The following is a 24,277-nucleotide window of genomic DNA, read 5'->3' on the forward strand; positions in this document are numbered from 1 at the left end:
CGACTGTCACAGGGGGTCGTCAAGTGGAGCGTAACGCTGACACTCCGTTAATCGGGCAGTGTGCACGTGCAGATGCACGGCTTGGGTCGACGTGGGCGGAAGACCTGCCGGGCCGCCGCCGTCGTCTCATCTTCGTCTCCACCTGGAGTCCGGTGATGCGCCCGTCCCATTCCGGCGGACGATTCGAAATCATACGTTCGTACTGCTATCCCTGATTTCCTGATGAATCCAGAAGCGTCGCGTCGAATCCTCTCTTGTCTTCGTGCACGGTGAGTGATTTTTCGTCGGATCGCCGCGCGGAATGACAGTCACTTTCTGTCGCGAAACGGGTCCCCGGACAGTGGTCACGAAGGTTGTGTTGCTTTCTCGCGATGCCACTGAGCACTAGTCTCCGGCTGAACGACGCGTGGCGTGTCACCTACCTGACGTGATTCTCACTCTGCCGGGCAAGAACTCGACGCGCTTTTCTTCTCTCACCGGGAGTTACTATTGACGGCACAGAGCGGGGATTTCCTGGCGGCGGTCACCGAACGGCAGCGCCAGCGGCTGCTCGAACTCGGCAAGCACGTGGACTATCCGGCGGGCACGACCCTGCTCAACCAGGGCGATCCGTCGTCGCCGGTGCTGATCCTGCGGTCCGGCTTCGTGAAGGCGCTGCGCGCGGCCCAGGGCGACACGTCGCCGATGATCGTGGACCTGCTCGGCACCGGTGACGTCCTCGGCGTCGAGGACTGCCTGGCCAGGCAGTCGAGTCACCTCTCGTACGTCGCCACGAAACCGGTCCGCGTGCTGGAGATCCCGCAGAACGCCTTTCACGGCTTTCTCGACGACGACAAGCAGGCGATGGCGCTGATCACCGCCGAGCTGGCCGTCCGGCTGCGGCTGCGGAACGTCGCGCTGGGCTTCGCGACGGCCAAGGTCCGGAGCAGGCTGACCGCGTATCTGACCAGGTTGCAGGTGCTCTACGGGACTCCCTGTGAAGGCGGCGTGGTCATCGACGTGGGACTGAACCACACGGACATCGCCTCCGCGATCGGCGCTTCGCCCGCGTCGGTCAACGCCGAGATGGCGAAATTGAAGACCGAAGGTTATTTGGCCACCGGGTACAAGACGATCCACGTCAAGAAGCGAATGCGCGAAGACGGCCCGCCGCTTTCCCCGCCCGTCTCTCCCGCCGCCCTGCCGCGGCGGATTCCGCAGATGCGGATCGGACGGCGAATCGCGATGGGGTGAACGGGGCTTTCCTCACGAAAGCCCCGTCCGCCTCATTCACTGCGCCGCGGGGTGCGCAAGACGGGTGTCAGCCGCGCTTCAGCTGAAGCGCGAGCCGTATGACGAATACGACGGCCAGCGCGGCGACCAGGGCGATTTCCCAGGCCATGGCTGTTCCTCCTCGTCCGGCAAGGTTCCGATGCTCTGCCCCTAAGGCGCATCACCGGGGGAGGTCGTTCACCGACACGGCCCAACTCACACTTTCGGACTAACGCCATGCCCACTGGAGGTGATCTACAGCGCGCTGCCGACCGCCGCCCACACCCGATGCGGGTCGAGGTCCATCGGCCGCGAGTCCGGATCCGGCCGCAGCCGTCGCAGCAGCACCTGCTGCACCAGCGTCGTCGGCCGGGCCGCCGAGGCCACCCGTCGCCAGAACAGGTGATCCTCCAGCCCTTCGAACAGTACCTCGGAGTTCCACCCGCCGAACTCGTCGACCAGCGACCGCCGCACGAGATAGCCGCTGCCGAGGTACGGCAGCGTCCGCAGCCGCCGTTCCTCCGGCGGCAACGCGCCTACCAGGCCGTCCACCGGATCCGCGACCGGGCAGTGCACGACGTCGGCACCCTCCGAAGCGGCCAGCAGACGCTCCAGCAGGAACTCCGAAGCGCGCATCCCGCCGTCGAGCACCAGCAGCCAGGACGCCGTCGAACGCTCCAGCAGCGTGTTCCGGGTGAGCCCGCGGCCGAGCGGCGTGTCGTGCAGCAGGACGTCGTACGGGCGCGGACGCGGCCAAGGGTGCACACCGTCCTCGCCGACGAGCACCTTCCGCGGCGTCACACTGCCGGTGAGCAGGTCGTTCGCGAGGTCGTCCGGGTCGACTTCGCCGGTCCGGCGCACGATCAGCACGTCGACGTCGGCGGTGCCCGGCGACGAAGCCGTCGCTGTCTCCCAGCGTCGCGTGGCGACCCGTCGCGCGCCCGCCGCCCGCTGGGCGATCCGTGCCGACAACGCCGTCCCGCGTGCCGAAGCCGGGCCGGCGGCGGACCGGTCGCCCGCGAACCGCGCGTCGAACGACGGCGTGTCCACGGCCAGCGCGTTCTCGGGGTTCCGCAGGCTCGACGCCAGCGCCCGCGCCGGGGCGATGTCCGCGGCCGGTGCCGAACCCAGCGAAGCCGCCAGGTCGATCAGCCGCCGCGCGGACGCCGTCATGTCCAGCGACTTCACGAAACCGTAGGCGGCCGAACGCAGGTGCCGTTCGCGTTCGGGCTCGTCGGCCAGCGCGGCGACGACCGAGCCCAGCGCCTCGGGCCGCGCGAGCACCAGGTGCTCACCGGGGACCAGCGGTTCGACGTCGGCGGAGGTCTCGCTGACCACGACACAGCCGTTGGTCATCGCTTCGAGCGTGCGCACCCACTCCAGGGTCTGCTTCTGCTCGCGGTGCAGGTTCAGCAGGAACCGCGACCGCGCGAGGTGCTCGAACTTCGCCTTGCCGGGCAGGAAGTCGACGCGGGCGCCGGTCATCGGCTCGTGCGGCGGGGTCAGCAGCCGCGTCCGCAGCCCGGCGAGGTCCCGCGCGTACGAGCCGAGCAGTACCGAACGCCGCCGCTCGGCCGTGCCGAGGTAGGTGACGTCGAGGTCGCGCGGACTGTCGAGGTCGCCGCCCCACAGATCCCACAGCGGGCTGTACCCGAGCTGGAAATGCTCGACGGCGATCCCTCGCCGCCGCAGTTCGGCGGTCGAATCGGTATTGATGTCGACGGCGCCGCCCAGGATGGACAGCAGTTCCGCGTTGCGTTCGAAGGTCGCCGTCCCCGGATGCTCCACACAGAACCCGATGGTGCGGCGGCACTGTTCGGCGGTCGGGAAGTCACCGTCCGGGACGACCACGAAATACTCGTGCGGGACGACGACGTACACCGTGTCGCCCCCGGCCTCGGGGTACTTGCCGATCGCGGTCCTGGCCTTGCCGCCCGCCGTGCGCACGGCGTCGGCGACCACCTCCAGGAGTTCCTCCATGAAGGCGGAACCGCCCTCGGCCGAGACGAAGCAGAGTTCGGTCACGGCCGGTCCATCTTCTTCCGCACGACGCGCAGCGGCGCGGTGACCCGCCAGCTGACGGTGCGGCGCGTGGCGTCGAGTTCCCTGGCCATCTCGGCGGCGAGACGTTCGGCGTTGAGCAGACGCTGCCGGTCGGCCGACGGCTCACCGCCGGGCAGGAGGTCCGCGTCGACGACACCCGCCGACACCACGAGTTCGGCGTCGAGCAGCGCGAGCCGCAGCTTGTCGCGCTCCTCGCGGCAGGTCTTCAGCTCCGTGCGCAACGAGTCACGCTGCTGGTGGGCGAGCAGGACCTCGGCCTCCAGCGCCTGCAGGCGCGCCTTCGCGACATCGAGTTCTTCTTGCTGCGAAGCGACCTTCTGGTTCACCTCGGCGGACTCGCCTTCGTTCGGCGCGGCGGCGGTCGCCTCGCGCAGCTCGTGCTCGGTGTCGGCGAGTTTCGCCTTCAGCCGGTCTTGCTCGGCGGTGAAAACCTGCCGCTCGGCCCGGAGCCGGGTCAGCTCGGCCTGGACACGGCCGGGAATGTCGGTGTCAGACATGAACGCCCCCACTCAGTTCGGTCAGGATCTCGGAGTACTCACGCGCGTAGCCCGCCGGATCGAGCCACGGCAGCAGCTTCTCGTGCGCGGCCTTCGCCATCTCACGGCGGCGCGTGGCCGTAGTGCCCAGCGCGCGCAGCAACGCGGCTGTCAGCGCGTCGACGTCGTTGGTCTCGAACAGCCAGCCCGTCTCGCCGTCGACGATCATCTCCCGCGCGCCGAACACGTCGGTCGCCGCGACCGGCACGCCACAGCAGACGGCTTCGAGGATCGACCGCGGCAGCGACTCGATGTCGGAGCTGTTCACGAAGATGTCCGCGGCCTGCAGCCAGCGCAGCGGATCCGGCTGGATCGGCACCAGGCTGACCGACTTCTCCAGCCCGGCGCGCTCGACGGACTCCTCCATCGCCAGCCCGTACGGCGACGGGTGCAGGCCGACGATCGACAGCTTCGCCTCGGGGTGGATCTTGTGGATCCGCTCCATCGCCGAGATCAGCGGCGCCTGCCCCTTGCGGGATTCCGCGATGCCGATGTTGACCAGCACGATGTCGTCCGGCGTGTAGCCGAGCATGTTCCGCGCCTGCCGCCGGGTCTCCGACCGCGTCCGGCCGCCGAACTTGTGCATCGGCGTGCCGTAACGGACGGTCCGGCAGCGTTCCGGCTTGCTGTACGGGAGGAACATCTCGCGTGTCGCGTCCGCGACGAACAGCAGCCTGTCGACCTCGCCGAGCGTGCTCTCCCAACGCTTCCAGACCGCGGCGGGCGGTTTCACCGGACCCCAGTTCTGGTAGGCGAACGCGGGCAGCGAGAAGCTCTCGTGGATGACCCACGCCGTCGGCATCCCGGCCCGCTTCGCCGCGTCCGCGCCGACAAAGCCGCCGAGAGTGTTGACGAGCGCGACGCCCGCTCCGGAGCACTTCGCGAAGCGCGCCAGCTCGGCGACGTGGCCTTCGTAGGCGGGCACGGTCTGGTTCCGGTAATGCGTCGTGACGTGGACGGGGATGCCGAGTTCGTGGCAGTCCGCGCGCAGCGGGCCGTCGGTTTCACTGACCAGGCTGACCTGCCAGCCGTGGTCGGTCACCATCCGGCTCAGCAGTTCCTGCAGCCACAGCTGCCCGCCGCCGACGCCGAGGCTGTGCGTGAACACCAGCACGTGCTTCGGATCGGTCGGGATGTTCACGCGCGCCATCGCTCGGGCGGTGTCACCGGCCAGTTCGTCGGCGAGTTCGGCGTCGTCCAGGTCGGCGTCGGGGTTGCGAAGCGTGAAAGTGCGCTTCGCCGACACGACCTCGCCGACGCCTTCGGTGCGGTACCGGACGCGAAGCGACAGCGTCCGCTCTTCGCCGTACGGGAGGTCGACGGGCACCCAGGCCTCGAAGCCGCTCACCGCGGCGTCGTCGAATCCGGGGAATTCCTTGGGGACGTCCTTGCGCGGCAAGCGGGTGCGCGCGCTGACCGTGCCGCCGCCCTCGACCATGACCTCGATCAGGCTCGGCGCGCGGCCCTGAAGCAACGCCCAACCCGTCACGTAGACGACGTGTCCTTCGGCGACCTTGCCCTGCTTCGGCGCTTCGACTTCGCCCAGCCACAGCGGTTCTTCGCCCGGCAGCGTTCCGACGTGGACGGTCGCCTGGTTCAGCACACGCTCGTCCGGGCCGGTGACGACGATGTCCTGGACGCCGGCGGGAACCCAGGTGGCCGGAACCGCACGCCAGCCGAAAGTGCCTTCGGGCGCGCCAGGGCACGGCTCGGGGAACAGGTTCGCCTCGACGTCCGCGACGGTCACGGACATCTCGTCGATCCGGCTGATCCCGGTCGTCCAGCCCCGGAGCTCGAACAGGTGCCCGACCGGCCGGTCCGGGGTCAGGATGCCGGCGGTATGCAGGCTCGTCATCGCTTCGCTACCTCGTCTTCGTTCGCCGCCACACCGGCGCCGACCTTCGTTGAACGGTACTCGTGGACGGTTCTCGCCAGGCGTTTTCGCCAAATCTCGGCGATGGCCTCGCGCACTTCGTCCGTGCCGTACGCGGTACCGCACGAGGCGATCGCCGAGAAGGCGGCCTCACGCGCCAAAGCACTGTCCACAAAGGAGGGATGGAGGCCGATCAGCACGCCGAGCCAACCGGCCAGATCGCGCATCGAGCCGCCCTCCGCGGCGGCGGACCAGCCCGCGTCGGCGAGTTTGTCGGCCAGCACGAGCACGCCGCGCTCGACCACTTCGGACACCCCGGCGCCCGCGTTCCGCCACTCGAGGTCGATCGGACGCAGCGTCGCGCCGTCGACGAGAACGTTGTGCGGCACCAGATCCCACAGTCCCTCGGCCCCGCGCGAGGCCTCCGCGCGGACCAGATCCCGCCAGCCGGTGAGCAGTTCCGCGACCCGCTCCGGCTCGTCGAGCAGCACTTCGACCATCGTCGGGGCGTCGTACACCTTGTCCGCGCATGGTCCGACCGAGATCCCGGCGACCGGCGACGACGCGACCAGCGGCGCACGACGGACTTCGGCACCTTCCCCGGTGCGGACGACGTCGGCGCGCGTGCAGGCGAACGCGGCGCGCTCGGCGGTGTTGAAGTAGGTCGCGAGCCGGTACGGGGGCCAGAGCGCGGCGGCGCCGGGACCGCAGAGCAGGGCGAGGCCGTTCGCGGGACCGTCGGCGATCGCGGCGGACAGGCGGGGCAGTTCGGTGTCGATCTGCGCACCGCGCACGGCGCGGGCGACCTCGTGGCCAGGGGAACAGAGCAGCTCACGCTGCACTTCGAGACCGGCAGCGGTGAGTGTCCTGGTGACACCGCGCGAAGCCGTCAGCACCACGACGGCACCCGTCGGCGACAACCGCTCGCGAACCCAGTCCAGCAGGTTCCGCGTCGCGTACGGCTGCTGGACGACGACGAGGTCGTAAGTCTCGGTGACCAGCCTGTCGTGCACCGTCACGGTGCCGAGGTCGCGGGTGCGGAACCGCACCGCGGCGGCACGGACCGGATCGGCCTCGACGGCGTGCACCGACGCCGAGACCTCGCCCAGGTACCGCGTCAGGCCACCGAAACCGGCACCGACCTCCAGCACCCGCGCCGCCTTCGGCAGCACGAGCGCCCGGAGGACGTTCGCGGCGCCGTGGTCGAGCGGAACACGTTCGGTGGCGTCCCAGCCGGCGAAGTGCAGCTCGTCGGACAGTGAACCGGTGTCCTCGGCCAGGGAAAGCAGCGTCGTGAGCAGCCGTGCCGTCTCGGCGGTCATGGATCAGCTGGTGACGGCGTAGTTTTCCAGCGTCTTCTTCACCGCACGCTGGTACGTGCCGCTCAGCGCCTTCTCGCCGTCTTCCCCGCCGAGCGGGTTCTGCAGGATGTCGACCCGGACGATGTTGTTGCCGCTGATCCAGGTGCCGCGGTAATCGCCCTTGTCACCGTCGATCTTCTTCTGGAAGTTCAGCTTCGGCGGCATACCCGGCAGCGGCTCGGTGATCTGCACGAAACCGTTGCTGGTCTGGTACTGGCGCAGCTGCTTGACCAGGTCACCGGCGGCACCGGGGCTGGTCAGCGGGATGACCGTGACCGAGATCTTCGCCGGCTGCGGACCGGTCTCGTCCGGCTGCTTCTGCGAGCCCCGGTACGCGACCTGCTTCACGCCGGCGGCGATGACCAGATCCGCCTCGGCCTTCTCCATGCCGGTGATCGCGGCGAGCTGGGCCGCCGGGATCGCGCCGCTCTTCGAGTCCTCTTCGCCGGACTGCTCCGGGATCTTCTCGAACAGAAGCTCTTCGGGCGTCTTCGGCTTGGCCGACGACGTCGGGGGAGCCGGCGGCTGGTTCGACTGCGGCGCGGCCGTCGGGTCCGACGGGGTGTCACCGCCGCCGGAGAAGGCGAAGTAGCCGCCGACGCCCAGACCGGCGAGGACCAGGACGGCCACGATCGCGATGATGGCGATCTTGCCGCCCTTGCCCTTGGGCTTGTCTTCGAACAGCTCGGGGCCCTGTTTGACCCATTCCGTGCTGCCGACCGGCGAGATCGGCGGGAAGTCCGAACCACCCCACGGCGGGCTGGCGTCGGTGTCGGTCCAGCCCTGCTGCTGCGGCTGCTGGTAACCCTGCTGTTGCTGCTGCGGGAACCCGCCCGCGGGCGAGGACTGGCCCTGCTGGGGGAAGCCACCCGCCGGCGACGCCTGGCCCTGCTGCGGGAAACCGCCGGCCGGCGACGCCATCGGCGGCACGACCTGGGTGCGGTTCGGGTCGGCCTGCTGTTGCTGCCAGTTCGGGACGACCTGCGTGCGCTCGCCCTCGCCGTTCTGCGGCGGCTGGTTCACCGGCGCGATGATCTGGGTCGAGTCGGCGCTGTTGGGCTGGCCGGTCTGCTGCTGTGGCTGCTGAGGCGGCGGCTGCTGCTGGAAGGGCTGCTGCTGCGGCTGTTGGCCGGGCTGCTGGACCTGCTGCTGGGCCGGGTCGCCGTACGCGACCGCCGATGACAGGACCTGGTCACGGCGAAGCCGGTAATCGTCCGCGGAGAGCCGTCCAGATGCGAGCTCTTCGTCCAGATTGCGCAGCTCTTCCTGCCAGGACACCACCGGCCCCCTTATCCGATTTCCGGCGGGAGACCACTCCCGGCCGTCGCGATACCACCACTGCGGTGACCTCGCACATTCTGCACTGCCCGGACTCGGAGCGCCCTCGCGGGTCGAATCGTGATCTCTCCGCGACCTGGGCTTCTCAGCCCGCCGGCAGAACGGTGTCCAACGAGGTCAGCGTCTGCTCCAGACGGGTGTCGAGCGCCTGCGGGTCGCCGCCGAGCGGCTGCGAGACCCAGGTCGTCACGGCCATCGTCCCGGAGACGTAACCGGTGCCACTGAGCTGGCCGTTCTTGTTCGCGCCGACGAGGGCGAGGCGATCGCCGACGCGCTGCTCGCGCAATCCGGCGTTGATCGAGTTTTCCCGGAAGTAGCCGACGATCGAGGCGGCGTCCTTCGCGTCGTTCGCCGGGATCACCAGGACGAGGTAGCCGTTCGCACCTTCGTTCGAACCCTTGTAGGTGACCGATGCGACGTTCTTCGACGCGAGGTAGTCGCCCGCCGCCTTCGAGTAGAGGTTGAGCTCGACACCCTTCGCGACCGACATCGTCGAGTTGTCCTTCGACGGTGTCCCCGGCAGCGCGGGCAGGCGGTCCTCCAGCGGCGTCTGGGCACTGTTGGGCCGACCCGACGGCGTGAGCCCGTCCGGCGGAAGGGCCACACTCGGCGTGGGCGGCTGCTCGGCGACGTTCGAAGACGGCGACGAGCCCAGCCACAGCGTCCCGCCGATGATCAGCGCCAGCACGACCAGCACACCGGCGGCGACGAACAGCCAGGTCGGCTTGCCTTTTCCGGCGACAGCGTAATCCTCGGCGGGCGGGTTGTGGCGCGGACCGGGTTCGGGTGCCAGTGATGGGAGCGGACTGTTCAGCTGGCGGGTCGACGGCTTGTCCTTGACCGGCGGCTCGGCGCGCAGGTACACCGTCGGATTGATGTCGGCGGGCGAGGGCGCGGTGGTCTTGTGGTCCTCGATGCGCGGGATGGCGCGCTTCTTCTCTTCGCGCGGCTTCGGCTGCTCGACGGTCACCGGCGGCGGGTAAATCGGCTGCGTCTGCTGGAACGGCTGAGGCTGTTGGTACGGCTGGGGTTGTTGGTACGGCTGGGGCTGCTGGATCGCGACGGTCGGCTGCTCGACCGGCCGCGCGGCGGGATTGGCGCTGTGCCACTCCCCGCCGGGGCGCCGCAGCGGTGACGGGACCGGCGACGGCATCGTCCCGCCGGAGGCCTCCGCCAGGAGTTCGTCGCGCTTCCGGCGGTGTTCGGCGTGCCCGATGCGACCCGCGGCCAGCTCGACGTCCAGCTGCCGAAGCTCGTCCTGCCAGCTCATTTAGCCCCCTGCCGCCGGGTGTGGGCAGCCAGTGTTGCATGCACCCTTATGGGTGGTTGATGTGGTCTTTCGACATTCTCGCGTGCGCTCACGGCCTGGTCCAGCACCGATCTTGCGGCTTCGGGCGACGGTGATGACGTCGAACTCGACCAGTTGTCCCTCGGCGACGGGAATCTCGTTTGCGGAAGCGCAAAAGGATCACCCAAGAGTGCCTCCAGCTGCATATATAGCATCAAAGCTATGACTTGGGGTACCGTGGAACTGGAGCCGGAGGTTCGCGACTGGCTGGAGAGTTTGTCCACGGCGCACTTCGCGACAGTGGCCTTCTATGTGGACCTGCTCGCTGAGCAGGGGCCGCTGTTGGGCGAGCCGTACACGCGACAACTCGACGGCAAGCTGCGGGAATTGCGGTTCCATCTGGACGGTGAGGCCGTGCGGATCACCTACTGGATCGCGTCCGGCAGGCGAATCGTGTTGCTGACCGAGTTCCGGAAGACCCGGATGCGCGAAGAGCGTGAGGTGCGCCGGGCGCGGAAGGCGATGTGGCGATGTGTCGCTCGAAGGCATACGACTGATGAGCACGGTGGGGAGTGAGAACGATGGCGGAACGGACCGACTGGAGGCTGCTTCGCGAGCGGCGGATGGCCGAGCCGGGTGCCTCTGACGCGTACGAGGCCGCAAAACTGGCCTACGCCCTGGGTGGGACGGTGCGCGAAATGCGGGAGGCGCGCGGCTGGTCCCAGGCGAGGCTCGCCACCGAGGCGGGGATGACTCAGTCGGCCGTCGCGCGGTTCGAGGCGGGCGGAACCGTTCCGACCATTCCGGTGCTGGAACGGCTGGCCCATGCCCTCGAAGCCGAACTCGACGTTCGCATCGTTCCGCGGCTGTCCACGGTGTGATGCTCTTTCGGCTGGTCAGAGGCGGCCGCCCGGTCCCGCCGGTACGGTGACGGACGTGGGAAGCATCGGGTGACGGAAATCGACGCGTGTCTCGGCGCGCTGCGCGAGCTGGCCATCGGCAGGCTCGCCGGACGTGACGTCCGCACCGCCCACCTGGTCGAAGCCGCTCTGGACGCGATCGTCGCCGGACTGGACACCCCTTCCCTCGCCCTGCTCGCCGGGCTCGAGTCTTCGTCCGAAGACGCCGTCGACAAGGCGTTCGGCCAGGTCGTCGAAGAGCTCGGGCTCGAACTGCCCGCCGACCCGACGGCCGCCCGCTGGTCGCTGATCCGCGGCTGGCTCACCGCGATGGTCGAAGGCCGCCTCTCGCCCGCGGCCGGTGGCGCACTGGTCAGCGAGGTCGGCGAGCTGCTCGGATCCCCGCCTTCGCTGCGGGGGATCACGCGCTGGTCGGCGATGCTCGACAGCTGGATCCCGACCGACCTCACCCCGAGGGACGTCTGCGAAGTGCCGATCCTCGAAGAGGCGGTCGAGCTGCTCGAAGGACCTTGGCCTCCTGCCGCACGTCACCCGTAAAGCCCCGTTTTCTGTCGTACATGTGTTCTAAAATGGACCTTGTCCAGCAGGAACAGCGGCGAAAGGCAGACACGGATGGCCTACATCACCCTGCCCACGTTCGTGGGGTACAGCACGAGCTCGGGTCCCTCGCGTTCCTCGTTCGTCCGGCGTTGGCGGCGCCAGTACGAGGATCCGGCCAGGGGCGGGTTCAACTTCTACCTCCGCGCCGCGAACGCGATCCGGGCCGGCCGGATCTCCGGGCGGGATCGCGAGGTGATGCGGGCGCTGGTCGAGAACGCGGACGAGCGCACGCGGCCGCACTACAGCGAGATCGCCAACGGCTGGCTGCGCTACGTGGGGCGGCGTGACCTGCGGCTGGCCGAGGTCGGCCGGGCGCGATGGCGGCTCGGCTCGCTCGAAGTGGGGATCAATCCGCACCTCGGCCTGCGCAAGGGCGACGGTCCCGTCCACGCGACCTGGCTCTACTTCAAGGAGGAGCCGCTGAGCCGGGACGCGGCGCAGATGGTGCTGTGGCTGCTCGAACAGACGATGGACGACCTGCGGCCCGGCGGTCGCCCGCTGGTGATCGACGTCCGGCGGTCGAAGGAGTTCGCGCTGTCGCCGCGCGACCGCGACAAGGTGAAGCCGTGGGTCCGGAGTGAGGCGTCGGCCTTCATGAGCCTTTGGGAGGCGGCCGCATGATCGAACGACGGCGAGCCCGCTTCCCGTGGGCTCGCCGTTCACGCACCGTCATTCTCATGGTTCCAGCGACGGCGCAAGACACCTGATCAGGTGACAGTTTCACGGAGTATGCCCACGAGCTGGACAACTCGGGTCCCGAACACGAAGCTTTCCCAGTCTTAACCGGCCGAACCACCGAGGGTCGCTCGTGAACAACGCTTGGGAAGCCATCTCCAGGGTCGCAGATGAGCCCGCTTGGTACTGGGTCTACGACAAGCTCGCGTTCTGGCCGAGTACCTACGCCCACGCCTGGCCGGGTTTCCGTGAACCCGCGCCGTCCGTCGCGTGGGATCTCGCGCCCGGCGGGCTCGACCGCGCGTCGGCCGAATTCCGGCTCGGCCCGTATGCCGTCGAGCAGAACGACGTCGCCCGTGTCGCGCTCTCGGCGCTGAAGGACTGCGTCGCCGAGGACGAGTGGGTCTGGGTGCTGCACTGGCAGCACCAGTCGTATCGCTTCTACCCGCATCGGCACGCCGCGCTCGACCCGTGGCCGGTCCCGGTGTTCCCGCGCACGGACTATCACATGTTCCTGGCGAACGACTTCCGCTTCGGCACGCTCGGGCACCCTTGGGAACGGACCTTGTGCGTCTACGGCGAGAAGCTCGTACCCGCCTTCGAGAAGCATGGCGAACAGGTGTTCAAGAACCCGCTGCGTCGTGACGGGGCGCCGTCGGTGATGGCGGGCTGACCGCCGTCCGGCCAGCGGACCTGCCTAAACTGAGGCTGGTGTTCGAATACCACGGGTGGGTGACCATCCAAGCGAGCCCTTCCGGCGACGATGACGCGGCGCTGCTCGAGCGCATCGTCGAGCGGGTGCACCGCGCCGTCCGCGACTTCGACGACGGCGATCTGGTGGACCTGCGCTGGGCCGCCGGGGTGCCGGTGCTGCATCTGGGCGGCATGGACAAGCACGGCACGGCGATCGCGACCGAGCTGGTGGACCTGTTCACCCGCGTCGGCGACCTCGCGCCCGGCTCCTACGGCCTCCTGCACGTCTGGGACGACCAGGATCCCGAGCACGACAACGAGTTCAAGGTGTACCGCATGGCCCGCGGCCTGGTCACCGAACGCGCCGACGACCACCTGTCCCCGGTCGCGCCGACCGTGCTCGACGGCTACGAGATCTAAAGCCCCTCTGCCTGCTGTTTCGCGGGTGATCGAATTACGCTGTTCGGCTGCTTTCCCCAGCCGTCCGAATAGGACAGAGTTCACCTGGGCGCGGGCGGCACATCCCCGCGGAACGAGGGGGAATCGCCGTGAGATCGTCGCGTCTGAGATCGCGTCTCGGTGTTGTCAGCATCGTGGTGGCCGTGGCTTTCGGGGTACTCCCGGCCACGGCTTTCGCATCTCCAGAGGAAAGCGCTTCCCCGGTGCCGTCGGCGGTGCCGAATTCCGCGCCCGACACCGCGGCCGCGACGAAATTCGCCAAGCAGGGCCAGAAGAAGGTCCGGGTCGACGACCTGACCTCCGAGCGTTCGGAAACCGTCGCCAACCCGGACGGCTCCCTGACTCAGACGCAGACCACCCGGCCGGTCCGGGTCTCTCGTGACGGTGACTGGGTTCCCGCGGACTCCACGCTGAGCCCTGGCCCGAGCGGGGCGCTGTCCCCGAAGGCCGCGATGGCCGATATCGCGCTTTCCGCAGGTCGGCGCGGGGATGTCCAGACCGCGGGAGCCGCACCGCTGCTGCAGTTGAGCGCCAGGGGCACCTCGGTGGGGCTCGACTGGCCAGGGGTGCTTCCCCAGCCGATCGTCTCGGGTGCCACCGCCACCTACCCCGACGTGCTTCCCGGCGTCGACCTCAAGGTCGAGGTCGACGTGGACAAGGTTCACGAGGTCGTCGTGATCAAGACGCCGGAGGCGGCGAAGAACCCGGCCATCGCGAAGATCAAGCTGGGCCTGCCGGTGAAGAACGGCAAGCTCACCAAGGACGAGGACGGCGCGCTCCGGGTCAAGGACGCCAAGGGAGCCGACGTCTTCCTGGCCAAGGCGCCCTTGATGTGGGACTCGTCGGGAGTCGAACCCGACGCGACGGACTTCGTCCGCGGTCCGGGGACGGGCGGTCGCCAGGCCAAGGTGTCGACCGAGATCTCGGGTAAGTCGCTGCTCCTCACGCCTGACGCCGACCTGCTGGCGAACGCCGCCTACCCGGTTTACGTCGACCCGACCTGGCAGACGAACTACTGCTCCAACTGCGGCCGTAACCACTACCTGGTCCAGCACGCCTGCGGCGCTTCGAAGACGCCGGGCGACGCGGTCTGGGACTCGGCCGACCAGCTCAAGGTCGGGTACATCTACGACTCCCAGGCGAGCTGCGCGGGGCACCTCGTCACCGCGCGCTCCTTTGTGGAAATGAACCTCGGGGGACTGGCCGGGAAGCTGATCTACAGCGCGCAACTGAACCTGGCGGTGACCAACCCGAACGATTGCACCAGCTACAACGAGGTGGTTCTGACCAATCCGATCGGTCCTGGACTGAAGTTCGGGAGCGGCCCGGCACAGGGCCGGTGGCTCGGACGCGTGAGTGGCTGCCCGACCAACGTCGGTTTCGACGTCTTACCAGCCGTCAAGGACCTGGTGGGAGGCGGTGGGGCGACCTTCACCTTCGGCATCCTCTCGCCCAACGAGAACGATCAGAAGACCTGGAAGAAGTATTCCCCTCAGGTCGGTTTCTCGATCACCTACAACTCGCTTCCGAAGTCGCCTGCCAACCTCGCCATCGTCAACGGGACTGCGACCTATCCCTGTGGCCTGCCCGCCCCTGGCCAGCCGTGGGTCCGCCCGGTGCTCGGTCGCACCAGCACCGGTTACGTGGTCAAGGCGAACGTCCAGGACCCGGACGGCGGCATGCTCTGGACCGGTTTCCGTGTCTACAAGGGCTGGGTGAGTACCGGGAACTACTTCTGGGACAACCGTGAGGCCGTTGTCGACAACGTCTTGAGCGACTCGAACGTCGCCAATCGCAACGCTCAGGCGACTCTGTTCATGGACTCGATGCCCGCGGACGGGATCTACTCCTTCGACGCGCACGTCACCGACGGCCGGGAAACCAGTTGGGCGGGCGCTTGCGAAGTCGAAGTCCAACTCTCCGCTCCCGCCGCCCCGTCGGTGTCGTCCCAGACGTATCCGAGTGGCAGCTTCGGAGGTGGCCCCGGCCGGGCGGGTGACTTCACCTTCTCGGTGGCCAACACCCCGACCTCGGTCGGAAGCTATGTGTGGAAGCTCGACAACACCGCGCCGCCCACCTGCAACGGGACCGAGCCCGGCACGGTCAAACCCGCCGCGTACAGCGGCCCCGTGACCGCCGCCATCGCCCCACAGACGAAGGGGGCGCACGTCCTGAGCGTCTGGTCGTGCAACCGGGCGAAGACACCGTCGACCAGGGTCGACTACAACTTCAGCGTCCGCGACGTCACAGCGCCTCTCGCGTCTTGGCAGTTCGAAGGCAACGGCGCTTCCCAGGCGACCGGCCTGCGTTACGTCGGTGAGGGCAGGGGAGCGTTCACCGACGGCAAGATCGGTGAAGGCGCGGCCATGTCGGGCCAGGCAGGCGACTACTTCGCGACCGGTGCGCAGGTGCTGGACACGACGAAGTCCTTCTCGGCTTCCGCTTGGGTGAATCCCACAGGCCTGACCAGCAGGCGGGTCGTGCTTTCCCAGGACGGCAGCCAGAGCAGCGGTTTCGCCTTGCAGTACCACGAATCCGGCAAGTGGGCCTTCAGCATCGCCGACTCGGCCCAGGCCAACCCGGCGCAAAGTTCCGCCTTCTCCACCGCTGCTCCGACCGAGGGCGCGTGGACACATCTCACGGGTGTTTACGACGCCACCGCGAAAACGGCGACGCTCTACGTCAACGGGCAAGCACAAGCCACGGTCAGCGCCACCGGTTCCGGCAGCTCGGGACCGTTGGTCGTGGGCGGCGGGAAATCCGGCGGTGTGCGGGCAAACCTGTACTCCGGGAAACTCGATGAGGCCGTGCTCTTCGACCGTGCGCTGACCGCTGCGGAAGTGTCTTCGCTGCACGGAAACAACGGCGTTCCGACCGGTCTTTCGGCCACCCGCGAGTACGCGTTCGAGAGCAGCACGGCGGACGCGACCGGAAAAGACGGCGCCCTCACTTTCGCTCCTGGCTCGGGGTATGCCACCGGCTACAGCGACTCCGCCGGACAATCCGCCACGGAGAGCAAGGTCGGACTGTCGTCCGGCCAGGCTTTCGTCAGCGACGGCCCCGGATACGGGCAGACGAAGACACCGGTGATCGACACCGCGCAGAGCTTCACCGTTTCGGCGTGGGTGAAACTGGCCGACACCAACGGTTACTACGTCGTGGCCGGACAAGACGGCACCCGCTCCAGTGCCTTCCAGTTGCGCTACTCCCCGGACGTGAACCGGTGGATCATGGGGCTTTCGGCCGCAGACGACGATACGGACAAGTATCGGTGGGCGTCCTCCACCAGCGTCCCGCAGGCGGGTGTCTGGACACATTTGACCGGCGTCTACGACTCTTCCACGGCCAAAGCGCTGATCTACGTGAACGGTGTTCTTGAAGGGCAGACAGCCATTCCCGCAGGGACCACCTGGACCGCGGCCGGCGGCTTCGCCGTCGGGCAGGTGCGGTGGCAGGGCCATCCGTCGCCGTACTTCAAGGGCAGCATCGACCAGGTTCAGGTCTGGGACCGGGCGCTCCCCGCCGCTGAGACCGCCGATCTGGCCAACACCGCTGTGCTCCGGGCCAACTACCAGCTCGACGGCAGCACCGCCGACGGAGTCACCGGCGCGGCCGGTGTCGTCTCGGGCGGCGCGGCCATGGTCAACGACAACGGCGTCAACGTCGCGAAGTTCGACAAGTCCTGGAGCGGGTCGATCGAGGGGCCGCGCCCGCCCGCACTTCGGGCCGACCGGAGCTTCACCGTCGAAGCCTGGGTGAAGCACAAGTGGACTCCGGAGGACGTCCAGGACGCCAAGCTTCGCAGTCCTGCGAACAGCGTGGGCGGAGACGATGCCACCCGAGCCGCTGTCGCGCTGAACGATCCGAAGTTCTCGCCTTTCCTTCTGGGGTACAGGCCGTCCAAGGACGCGGCAGGCAACTGGTACGGCAAGTGGAGCTGGCTGGCCAGTTCGCCGTCCGCCACCGCTGGGCAGCCGACTCCGGCGATCGGGGTCACGTCGGAAAGCGTCGACGAGAACACGTGGACGCATTTGACCGGAACCTACGACGCGGTCACCGATGTGGCCTGCCTCTATGCGGAGACCGACGAGCGGCAATTTCAACCCGTGTGCCGGACTGGCGTCGCGGGCTGGGCAGGCAACAGCGATATCGCGAGTTTCCTGATCGGACGGGGTATCTGGGACGGATACAAATCCGATTTCTGGTACGGCGATGTCCGCGGAGTTCGCGTCTACACCGGTGTGCTCGACGCGCAACGCATCGCCGCGGACATGATCCTCGACCACCCCTGATTCTTCCCCTCCGGCTCGGCAGACGCTCCATCTGAACCCTTGGGCAGGCTTCGTCATGCGTAAAGAAACCCGCTGGACCCGCATCGGCCGGTTTTCCCGTGTCACCGCGTTGGCCGTGACCGCGATCATGCTCGCGTCCGGTGGCGCGGCGATCGCGCTCGAAAGCAGGGGCAGCACACCGGGCTGGTCGCTCGGGCCGGGTCAGAAGGACCAGAGCGTCCCGGTCACGCCGCTCGTCGCCCCGGCGTCGCCACCGCCGGTGTTGCCGGACGCGAAGGTGACTCCGCCGGTTTGGCCGGGAGCGGCGGAAACCGAGGTCGAAGTGCTCGCCGGCCGTCAGCCGCAGGGGCTCGGTGTCCAGAGCGTGGCGAACGGCACCCCGGTGAAACTCGGCTGGGCGAAGGCGAAGGACGCCACCGCCAAGAAGGCGGGGCCCGCGCCGAAAGCTCGCGTCCGTGTCGCGGATCAGAAGACCAGTGACGCACTCGGACTCCGCGGTGTCGTGCTCGCCGTGACCGACACCGGTGTCGGCGCCGAACCGGTGAATGTCGCGGTGGACTACCGGGCGTTCGGGAGCGCCTACGGCGCGGGCTGGGCCGATCGGCTGCAACTGGTGGAACTGCCGGGCTGCGCGCTGGTGACACCGGCGAAGGCCGAGTGCCGGACGAAAACCCCGGTTCCAGGGACGGTGAACGACGGCAAGACACGGCAAGTCTCGGCGGACGTCGCGCTCGGGAGCGCCGCGCCCCGTGTCTTCGCCGTGACGGCCGCGGCGAGCGGTTCCGCCGGAAACGTGTCCGCCCAGCCGTTGTCCGCGGCCGGATCGTGGTCCAGCGGCGGGTCTTCCGGGAGTTTCTCTTACAGCTACCCGTTCGCGGTCCCGTCCGCGCCGAGTGGAGCGGCGCCGAGCCTCGCGCTTTCGTACTCCTCCAGTGGCGTCGACGGGCTGACCTCCGCGACCAACAACCAGGCGTCCTGGGTCGGCGATGGATGGGACTTCACGCCGGGCGGTTACGTGGTCCGCAACTACCTGCCGTGCAGCGAGGACCTCGGCGGCAACAACGGGCAGACCAAGACCGGTGACCAGTGCTGGGGGATCGACAACGCGACCCTCGTCCTCGGCGGCAAGTCGACGGAGCTGATCAAACTCGCCGGGACGAACCAGTGGCGGCCGAAGAACGACGACGGCTCCAAGATCGAACTGCTCACCGGAGCCGCCAACACCGCCCAGGACGGGCAGCACTGGAAGGTCACCACCGGCGACGGGACCCAGTACTTCCTGGGACTCAACCGCCCGCCCGGCTGGTCGTCCGGCAAAGCCGAGACCCAGTCCACCTGGACGGTCCCGGTGTTCGGCAACAACGACGGCGAAGCCTGCTACAAGCCGAACAACTTCGCCGGTTCGTCGTGCCGTCAACCGTGGCGCTGGAACCTGGACTACGTGGTGGACCCGCACGGGAACGCCAGCACGTACTACTACCAGCCGGAGATCAACTACTACGGGCTCAACCAGAACGTCACGACCGCCGGAACCGAATACACCGCCGGTGGATATCCGCTGCGGATCGAATACGGCCTGCGGCTGAAGGACGGCAGCGTCTACGGTTCCGCGCCCACGAACCAGGTCGTTTTCGAAACCGCGGAGCGCTGCCTCCCGTCCGGCGCGGTGACCTGTGCCCCCGAGCAACTGAACTCCACGACCGCCTCGTCCTGGCCGGATGTCCCGTCCGAACAGATCTGCGCGAAGGACAAACCCTGCGACTACGGGTCGCCGGCGTTCTTCACCCGCAAACGGCTGACCACGGTCCGGACGCAGTACAACAACGCGGGCACGCAGACCGACGTCGACGTCTGGAACCTGGCCCACACGTTCCCCGGCACAGGTGACGCCTCTCCGTCCGCGCTGTGGCTGTCCTCGGTCACCCACACCGGGAAGGGCGGTGGCGGGAGCATCACCCTCCCGGCCACGACGTTCGGCGGATTCATGTTCGCGAACCGGGTCGACACGGTCGGCGACAAGTACAACCCGATCACCCGCTACCGGGTCAACGAGATCAGGACCGAGACCGGCGGACGGATCGGCGTCGCCTACTCCGGCCCCGATTGCGTGGCGGGGACACGCATGCCCGCGTCACCCGAGACCGACACGATGCGCTGCTACGCGTCGTTCTGGAGCCCGCCGGCGGCGAAGGACCCGGTCCTCGACTGGTTCCACAAGTACGTCGTCACGGACATTTCCGAAGAAGACCTGACCGCGGGCGGGGTCGCGGTCAAGACGCACTACGACTACCTCGGCGACGCCGCGTGGCATTACGACGAAGGCCAGTTCACGCCGAAGGAGCGGAAGACCTGGAGCCAGTGGCGTGGCTACGGCGTCGTCCGGACGTCCATCGGCCAGCCGTCCGCCACCCAGACGGTGACGGAGTCGGTGTACCTGCGCGGGATGGACGGCGACCACTTGCCGAACAACGGCAAACGCACGGTCTCCGTCGAGGACTCCGAAAAGGGAACGATCGTCGACCAGGATCCCTTCCAAGGGTTCCTCCGCGAAACCAGGACCTACCTTCCCGGTACGACGACGGTCGACAACGCGGCCATCAACGACCCCTGGCTCCGCGGTCCGACGGCGACGAGCGCGGACGGCCTGCTCAAAGCGCATTCGGTCGACACCGCCACCGTGCGGGGCCGCACCCTGCTGTCCGACGGCAAGACCTACCGCCGTAACCAGGTGAACAAGAAGTTCAACGACAACGGCCTCGTCATCGAGCAGGAGGACCTCGGCGACACCGGCGTCCCCACGGACGACACCTGTACCAAGACGACCTACGTCCCGAACGCCGCGGGGATGTTCGACAAGTCGAGCGAAGTCGAGATGTTCGCCGGGACCTGCGCGGGTACGGCGACGGCGGCCACGGTCATCACCAACGCTCGGGTCTCCTATGACAAGCAGGCCTTCGGTGTTCCGCCGACGGCGGGCAACATCACGCGTACCGACACGCTCAGCGGTTGGGACGCCACAGGCAAGAAGTTCCTGACGACCGCGACGAACGAGTACGACGCCTACGGCCGTGAGACGTTGTCCACCGACGTGGCCGGTGCGGTGACGAAGACCGCGTACACGCACAGTGCCGGCGGACAGGTCACCGAAGTCGCCGTGACGAACCCGCTGGGCTGGGTCTCGACGACCACCAAGGAACCCGCTCGGGGAAACCCGGTGTTCTCGGTCGACGTGAACAAGGTCCGCACGGACATCACCTACGACGCACTGGGACGCAAGACGGCGGTCTGGAATCCGGGCCGCAGCAAGCTCGACGGCGACAAGGCGACAGCGACCTTCGCCTACACCGACGCGGCGACTTCACCGACCGCCGTCCCCACGACGGTGGCAACGAAAGCCTTGCAGGACAACGGCGAGTACACGACGTCGTACGCGATCTACGACGGCCTCGGGCGGACGAGGCAGGCACAGTCCGTGGCGTCCGGTGGCGGACGGATCATCAGCGACACCGTCTACGACTCACGCGGGCTTCCGTTCAAGTCCAACAACGGCTACTTCAACGACGCTTCCGGGCCCGTCGCGAAGCTGGTGACCGTCGCGGACAACACGGTGTTCAACCAGACCGTGACGGAGTACGACAGCCGTGCCCGCGCGACGGCGTCGATCCTGATGTCCAAGGGCGTCAAGCAGTGGCAGACGTCGACCATCTACGGCGGCGACCGGGTCACGACCATTCCGCCGAGGGGCGCGTCACCGCAGACCGTGGTGACCGACGTACACGGGCAGACCGTCCAGCGACTGCTCTACACGGACGGATACACGCCGGGAGCGGCCAATCCGGCCGACGTCACGAACTACGCGTACAACGCCGCGGGCGCCATGACGTCGATGTCCGACGCCGCGGGCAATGTCTGGTCGACCGGCTACGACCTGCGCGGCCGCAAGATCCGGCAGACCGATCCGGACGCGGGGGAGTCGACCTTTGCCTACGACGACGCCGGGCAGCTGACCTCGTCCACCGATTCCCGCGGCAAGGCCACCTTCTACACCTACGACAAACTCGGCCGGAAGACCCAGACCAACGCGGATTCGGCCACCGGCACCAAACTGGCGGGCTGGACCTACGACACCCTCCCCAACGGCATCGGTCTGCCCGCTTCGTCGACCCGGTGGGTGGGCACGGACGCGTACACCACGCGTGTCGTGGCCTACGACAAGTACGGCAGGTCGACCAAGAACGCCGTCGATGTGCCGGCCGTCGAAAAGGGTTTGGCCGGGACCTACGAGTTCAGCACCACGTACACGGCGACGGGTGCCATCGCGTCCACGGTGAGCCCGAAGGCCGGCAACCTGCCGCTCGAACACGTGCGGCACACGTACAACGAGCTCGGACTGCCGTCCACGACGTACGCGATCGACTCGCTGGGCACGACGACCAACCTGATCTCGAAGACCGACTACACCTCGTTCAACGAGATGTCCCGCATGCAGTTCGACGGTGAGAAGTCCACCGTGAACGTCGGCGTGACGCAGACCTACGACGAGATCACGCGGCGCCCGCAGACGACCACCGTCAACCGGGCGACCCAGATCGGCTCGCAGCTGACCAACCGGACCTACGGTTACGACCCGGCCGGCAACGTCACGAAGATCTCCGACACCCCGTCGGGCGCGCCTGCCGACACCCAGTGTTTCGAATACGACTACCAGCGGCGGATGACCGAAGCCTGGACTCCGTCTTCGGCCGACTGCGCGACGGCCAAGTCGGCTTCCGCGCTCGGCGGCGCCGCGCCGTACTGGAAGTCGTACTCCTTCGACAAGACCGGGAACCGCACGAAGGAGGTCGACCACAAGTCGACCGGTGACGTCACGAACACGTCCATCTACCCGGCGGCCGGGCCGACCGCGGTCAAGCCGCACGCCCTGCAGAAGGTGGACACGAGCGGCCCGAACGGAACCTCGACGAGCGGCTACACCTACGACCAGGCCGGCTCGATGCTGACGCGGAACGTCGGCGGTGACACCCAGACGTTCACCTACGACCACGAAGGCAGGACCGAAGGCGTCACGACGGCTTCGGGGGAAAGCAAGTACATCTACGACGCGAACGGCACTCGGCTCGTCACCCGCGCTCCGACCGGCACCACGCTGGCGATCGGCGACCTCGAGCTGGTCACCACCACCGGCACGACCGGTGTCTCCGCGACCCGCTTCTATCAGCACGGCGGAGTCCAGGTCGCGGTCCGAGTCGGTGGCTCCGCCCTCAAGTGGATGCTCGGTGATCTTCACGGCACGAACGGCCTGGCGATCTCCGCGGGGACGCTCACGCCCACTCAGCGCTACATGGATCCCTTCGGTAATCCGCGCGGCCCGGCCCCGTCCACCTGGCCGGACAAGCACGGTTTCGTCGGCGGCTACCAGGACGCGACCGGCCTGACCCACCTCGGCGCACGCGAATACGACCCGGCGCTGGGCAGGTTCACCAAGGCCGACCCGGTGCTGGATCCGGCCGTTCCGCAGCTGTGGAATCCGTACTCCTACGCGAACAACTCGCCGGCGACCATGACGGACCCGTCCGGCATGTCGGCTTGCTTCCACATGGGTGAGGACGGTCTGTTCTGCCACGAAGGCACCGAACAAGCGGCCAAGTGCACGGGTAGTTGCACGGTGATGGCCAGCTCCCCGTCTTCCCCACAGGGCAAAAAATACGCGGCCGAGGAGCGGGAGAAGGCCAAACGGGGCTACAACGAGAAGTCCTACAAAGAAGCGCAAGCCGTCATGAAGAAGTCCAAATGGGACGTCTTCATAGACGCGGCCGGTGAACTGATCAAGAGCCTCATCGGCTGGGACGACATCATGGGCTGCATCGAGGGCTCGGTCGGCTCGTGCATCAGCACCCTCCTCAACTTCATCCCCTGGGGCAAGATCCTGAAGGTCGGCGAGATCGTCGCCAGCTTCTGGAAGGGCGCGCGGGCTCTGGCCACCTTCGGCCGTGAAGTGGAGAAGGCCCAGAAGGTCATCGCCGACACCGAGCGCATCCTGGCCGACGCCGAGATGGCGGCGAACGCGGTGCAAACGGTGGTTGCCGCCAGTGAAGGTGAAGGCGTCGTCGGTGCGGCCGCCGCGGCCATGGGCGGCGCCGCCGCGGCGAGCGGCTCGGGCTGCAACAGCTTCGTCCCCGGTACGCAGGTCTTGATGGCGGATGGCACGACGAAGCCGATCGAGCAGGTGACACTTAACGATCAGGTGCAAGCCACGGACCCCGAGACGGGTACCACAATTTCACGCGACGTTGTTGCCACGATCGTGGGTGACGGGCCGAAGCACCTGGTTGAGGTCACTCCCGTGGGTGCGGCCTCCATAGTAGCTACCCAAGATCATCCCTTCTGGCTTCCCGATGCTCGGGAATGGGTGCTGGCAAAGGACCTGCGACTGGGAGCGTGGCTGCAAACCAGTTCATCCGGTCAGGTGCAGGTGGGTGCCATTCGTACCTTCGACGTAGATACTCGCGTCTATAACCTGACCGTCGATGACCTCCACACGTTCTATGTGCTCGCAGGCGGCATCGCAGTACTGGTGCACAATGCTGATAGCTGCGCCAACTGGAGTCCTAAGAGCGTGCCGACCTTCGGGCATTCCTTCTCGAGACATGGCGCCGGGGCGAAGAAAACAAGGAGTCTGACCGGTCGTGCAGCCAGAACGGGAAACGAGCAGGGTCAATGGCTTGACGATGATGCTGCCGCGACCTTCCTGAAGAACTCTCACATGGCGGACGCGGGTGATAGGTCGGTGAGAATTCCGAGAGGGCTTGGACAGGTAGTCATGCCTGATGGGAGTATCGTTCAAGCTACCGCTGCGACACTGATACCAAGTCGCAACGGTCTCTATAGGACGGCGTATCCCATTGTTGGGCCAAGGTAAGGGAAATG

At 67.7% G+C, this 24,277-nt stretch carries 15 protein-coding genes; 9 read left to right on the top strand and 6 right to left on the bottom strand.

All coding sequences use genetic code 11. From position 1 onward, the window contains the following. Positions 1-489: 489 nt before the first annotated feature. Positions 490-1,233: a Crp/Fnr family transcriptional regulator gene (locus AMYAL_RS0118340; RefSeq protein WP_020632764.1), complete on the top strand. Its 744-nt coding sequence runs from the start codon at positions 490-492 to the stop codon at positions 1,231-1,233. Between the two features lie 273 nt (positions 1,234-1,506). On the opposite strand, the gene AMYAL_RS0118350 is transcribed toward AMYAL_RS0118340, so the two are convergent. The 6 genes from AMYAL_RS0118350 to AMYAL_RS0118375 form a co-directional block, all read right to left on the bottom strand. After that, positions 1,507-3,276 carry a glycosyltransferase family protein gene (locus tag AMYAL_RS0118350; RefSeq protein WP_020632765.1) on the bottom strand — a complete coding sequence of 590 codons (1,770 nt, stop codon included), beginning with the start codon at positions 3,274-3,276 and terminating at the stop codon, positions 1,507-1,509. Further along, positions 3,273-3,812 carry a hypothetical protein gene (locus AMYAL_RS0118355; RefSeq protein ID WP_245192948.1) on the bottom strand — a complete coding sequence of 180 codons (540 nt, stop codon included), beginning with the start codon at positions 3,810-3,812 and terminating at the stop codon, positions 3,273-3,275. The genes AMYAL_RS0118350 and AMYAL_RS0118355 overlap by 4 nt, the downstream gene beginning before the upstream one ends. Then, a complete protein-coding gene (locus AMYAL_RS0118360) occupies positions 3,805-5,706 on the bottom strand; it encodes a glycosyltransferase family 4 protein (protein WP_020632767.1) in 1,902 nt (633 codons plus the stop codon). Before AMYAL_RS0118360 ends, AMYAL_RS0118355 begins: the two co-directional genes overlap by 8 nt. After that, on the bottom strand, positions 5,703-7,046 hold the full coding sequence (locus AMYAL_RS0118365; protein WP_020632768.1) for a class I SAM-dependent methyltransferase: 1,344 nt from the start codon (positions 7,044-7,046) through the stop codon (positions 5,703-5,705). The genes AMYAL_RS0118360 and AMYAL_RS0118365 overlap by 4 nt, the downstream gene beginning before the upstream one ends. 3 nt (positions 7,047-7,049) lie before the next feature. Continuing rightward, the gene (locus AMYAL_RS0118370) at positions 7,050-8,366 is read right to left on the bottom strand and encodes a flagellar basal body-associated FliL family protein (RefSeq protein WP_020632769.1); all 1,317 of its coding nucleotides are present in this window, start codon (positions 8,364-8,366) and stop codon (positions 7,050-7,052) included. Positions 8,367-8,508: 142 nt separating this feature from the next. Next, complete coding sequence (locus tag AMYAL_RS0118375) at positions 8,509-9,693, bottom strand: flagellar basal body-associated FliL family protein (RefSeq protein WP_020632770.1); 1,185 nt, start codon at positions 9,691-9,693, stop codon at positions 8,509-8,511. Positions 9,694-9,933: 240 nt separating this feature from the next. Here AMYAL_RS0118375 and AMYAL_RS0118380 point away from each other — a divergent pair, with 240 nt between their 5' ends. The 8 genes from AMYAL_RS0118380 (at position 9,934) to AMYAL_RS45960 (ending at position 24,269) form a co-directional block, all read left to right on the top strand. Beyond that, positions 9,934-10,287, top strand: a complete 354-nt coding sequence (locus tag AMYAL_RS0118380) for a type II toxin-antitoxin system RelE/ParE family toxin (protein WP_039794047.1) — start codon at positions 9,934-9,936, stop codon at positions 10,285-10,287. A gap of 5 nt (positions 10,288-10,292) precedes the next feature. Continuing rightward, positions 10,293-10,592, top strand: coding sequence for a helix-turn-helix domain-containing protein (locus AMYAL_RS0118385; RefSeq protein WP_020632772.1), 300 nt, complete (start codon positions 10,293-10,295; stop codon positions 10,590-10,592). 69 nt (positions 10,593-10,661) lie between these two features. After that, positions 10,662-11,168: a hypothetical protein gene (locus AMYAL_RS0118390; protein ID WP_020632773.1), complete on the top strand. Its 507-nt coding sequence runs from the start codon at positions 10,662-10,664 to the stop codon at positions 11,166-11,168. Positions 11,169-11,243: 75 nt separating this feature from the next. Beyond that, positions 11,244-11,852: a hypothetical protein gene (locus AMYAL_RS0118395; protein ID WP_020632774.1), complete on the top strand. Its 609-nt coding sequence runs from the start codon at positions 11,244-11,246 to the stop codon at positions 11,850-11,852. Between the two features lie 187 nt (positions 11,853-12,039). Continuing rightward, positions 12,040-12,579 carry a DUF2716 domain-containing protein gene (locus AMYAL_RS0118400; RefSeq protein WP_020632775.1) on the top strand — a complete coding sequence of 180 codons (540 nt, stop codon included), beginning with the start codon at positions 12,040-12,042 and terminating at the stop codon, positions 12,577-12,579. A 38-nt stretch (positions 12,580-12,617) separates the two neighbouring features. After that, positions 12,618-13,019, top strand: coding sequence for an immunity 7 family protein (locus tag AMYAL_RS0118405; protein ID WP_020632776.1), 402 nt, complete (start codon positions 12,618-12,620; stop codon positions 13,017-13,019). 182 nt (positions 13,020-13,201) lie between these two features. Then, positions 13,202-17,350: a LamG domain-containing protein gene (locus AMYAL_RS0118410; RefSeq protein WP_143267915.1), complete on the top strand. Its 4,149-nt coding sequence runs from the start codon at positions 13,202-13,204 to the stop codon at positions 17,348-17,350. 55 nt (positions 17,351-17,405) lie between these two features. Next, positions 17,406-24,269: an RHS repeat-associated core domain-containing protein gene (locus AMYAL_RS45960; RefSeq protein ID WP_020632778.1), complete on the top strand. Its 6,864-nt coding sequence runs from the start codon at positions 17,406-17,408 to the stop codon at positions 24,267-24,269. Positions 24,270-24,277: the final 8 nt, after the last annotated feature.

The organism is Amycolatopsis alba DSM 44262, from assembly GCF_000384215.1.
GTDB classification, from domain to species: Bacteria; Actinomycetota; Actinomycetes; order Mycobacteriales; family Pseudonocardiaceae; genus Amycolatopsis; species Amycolatopsis alba.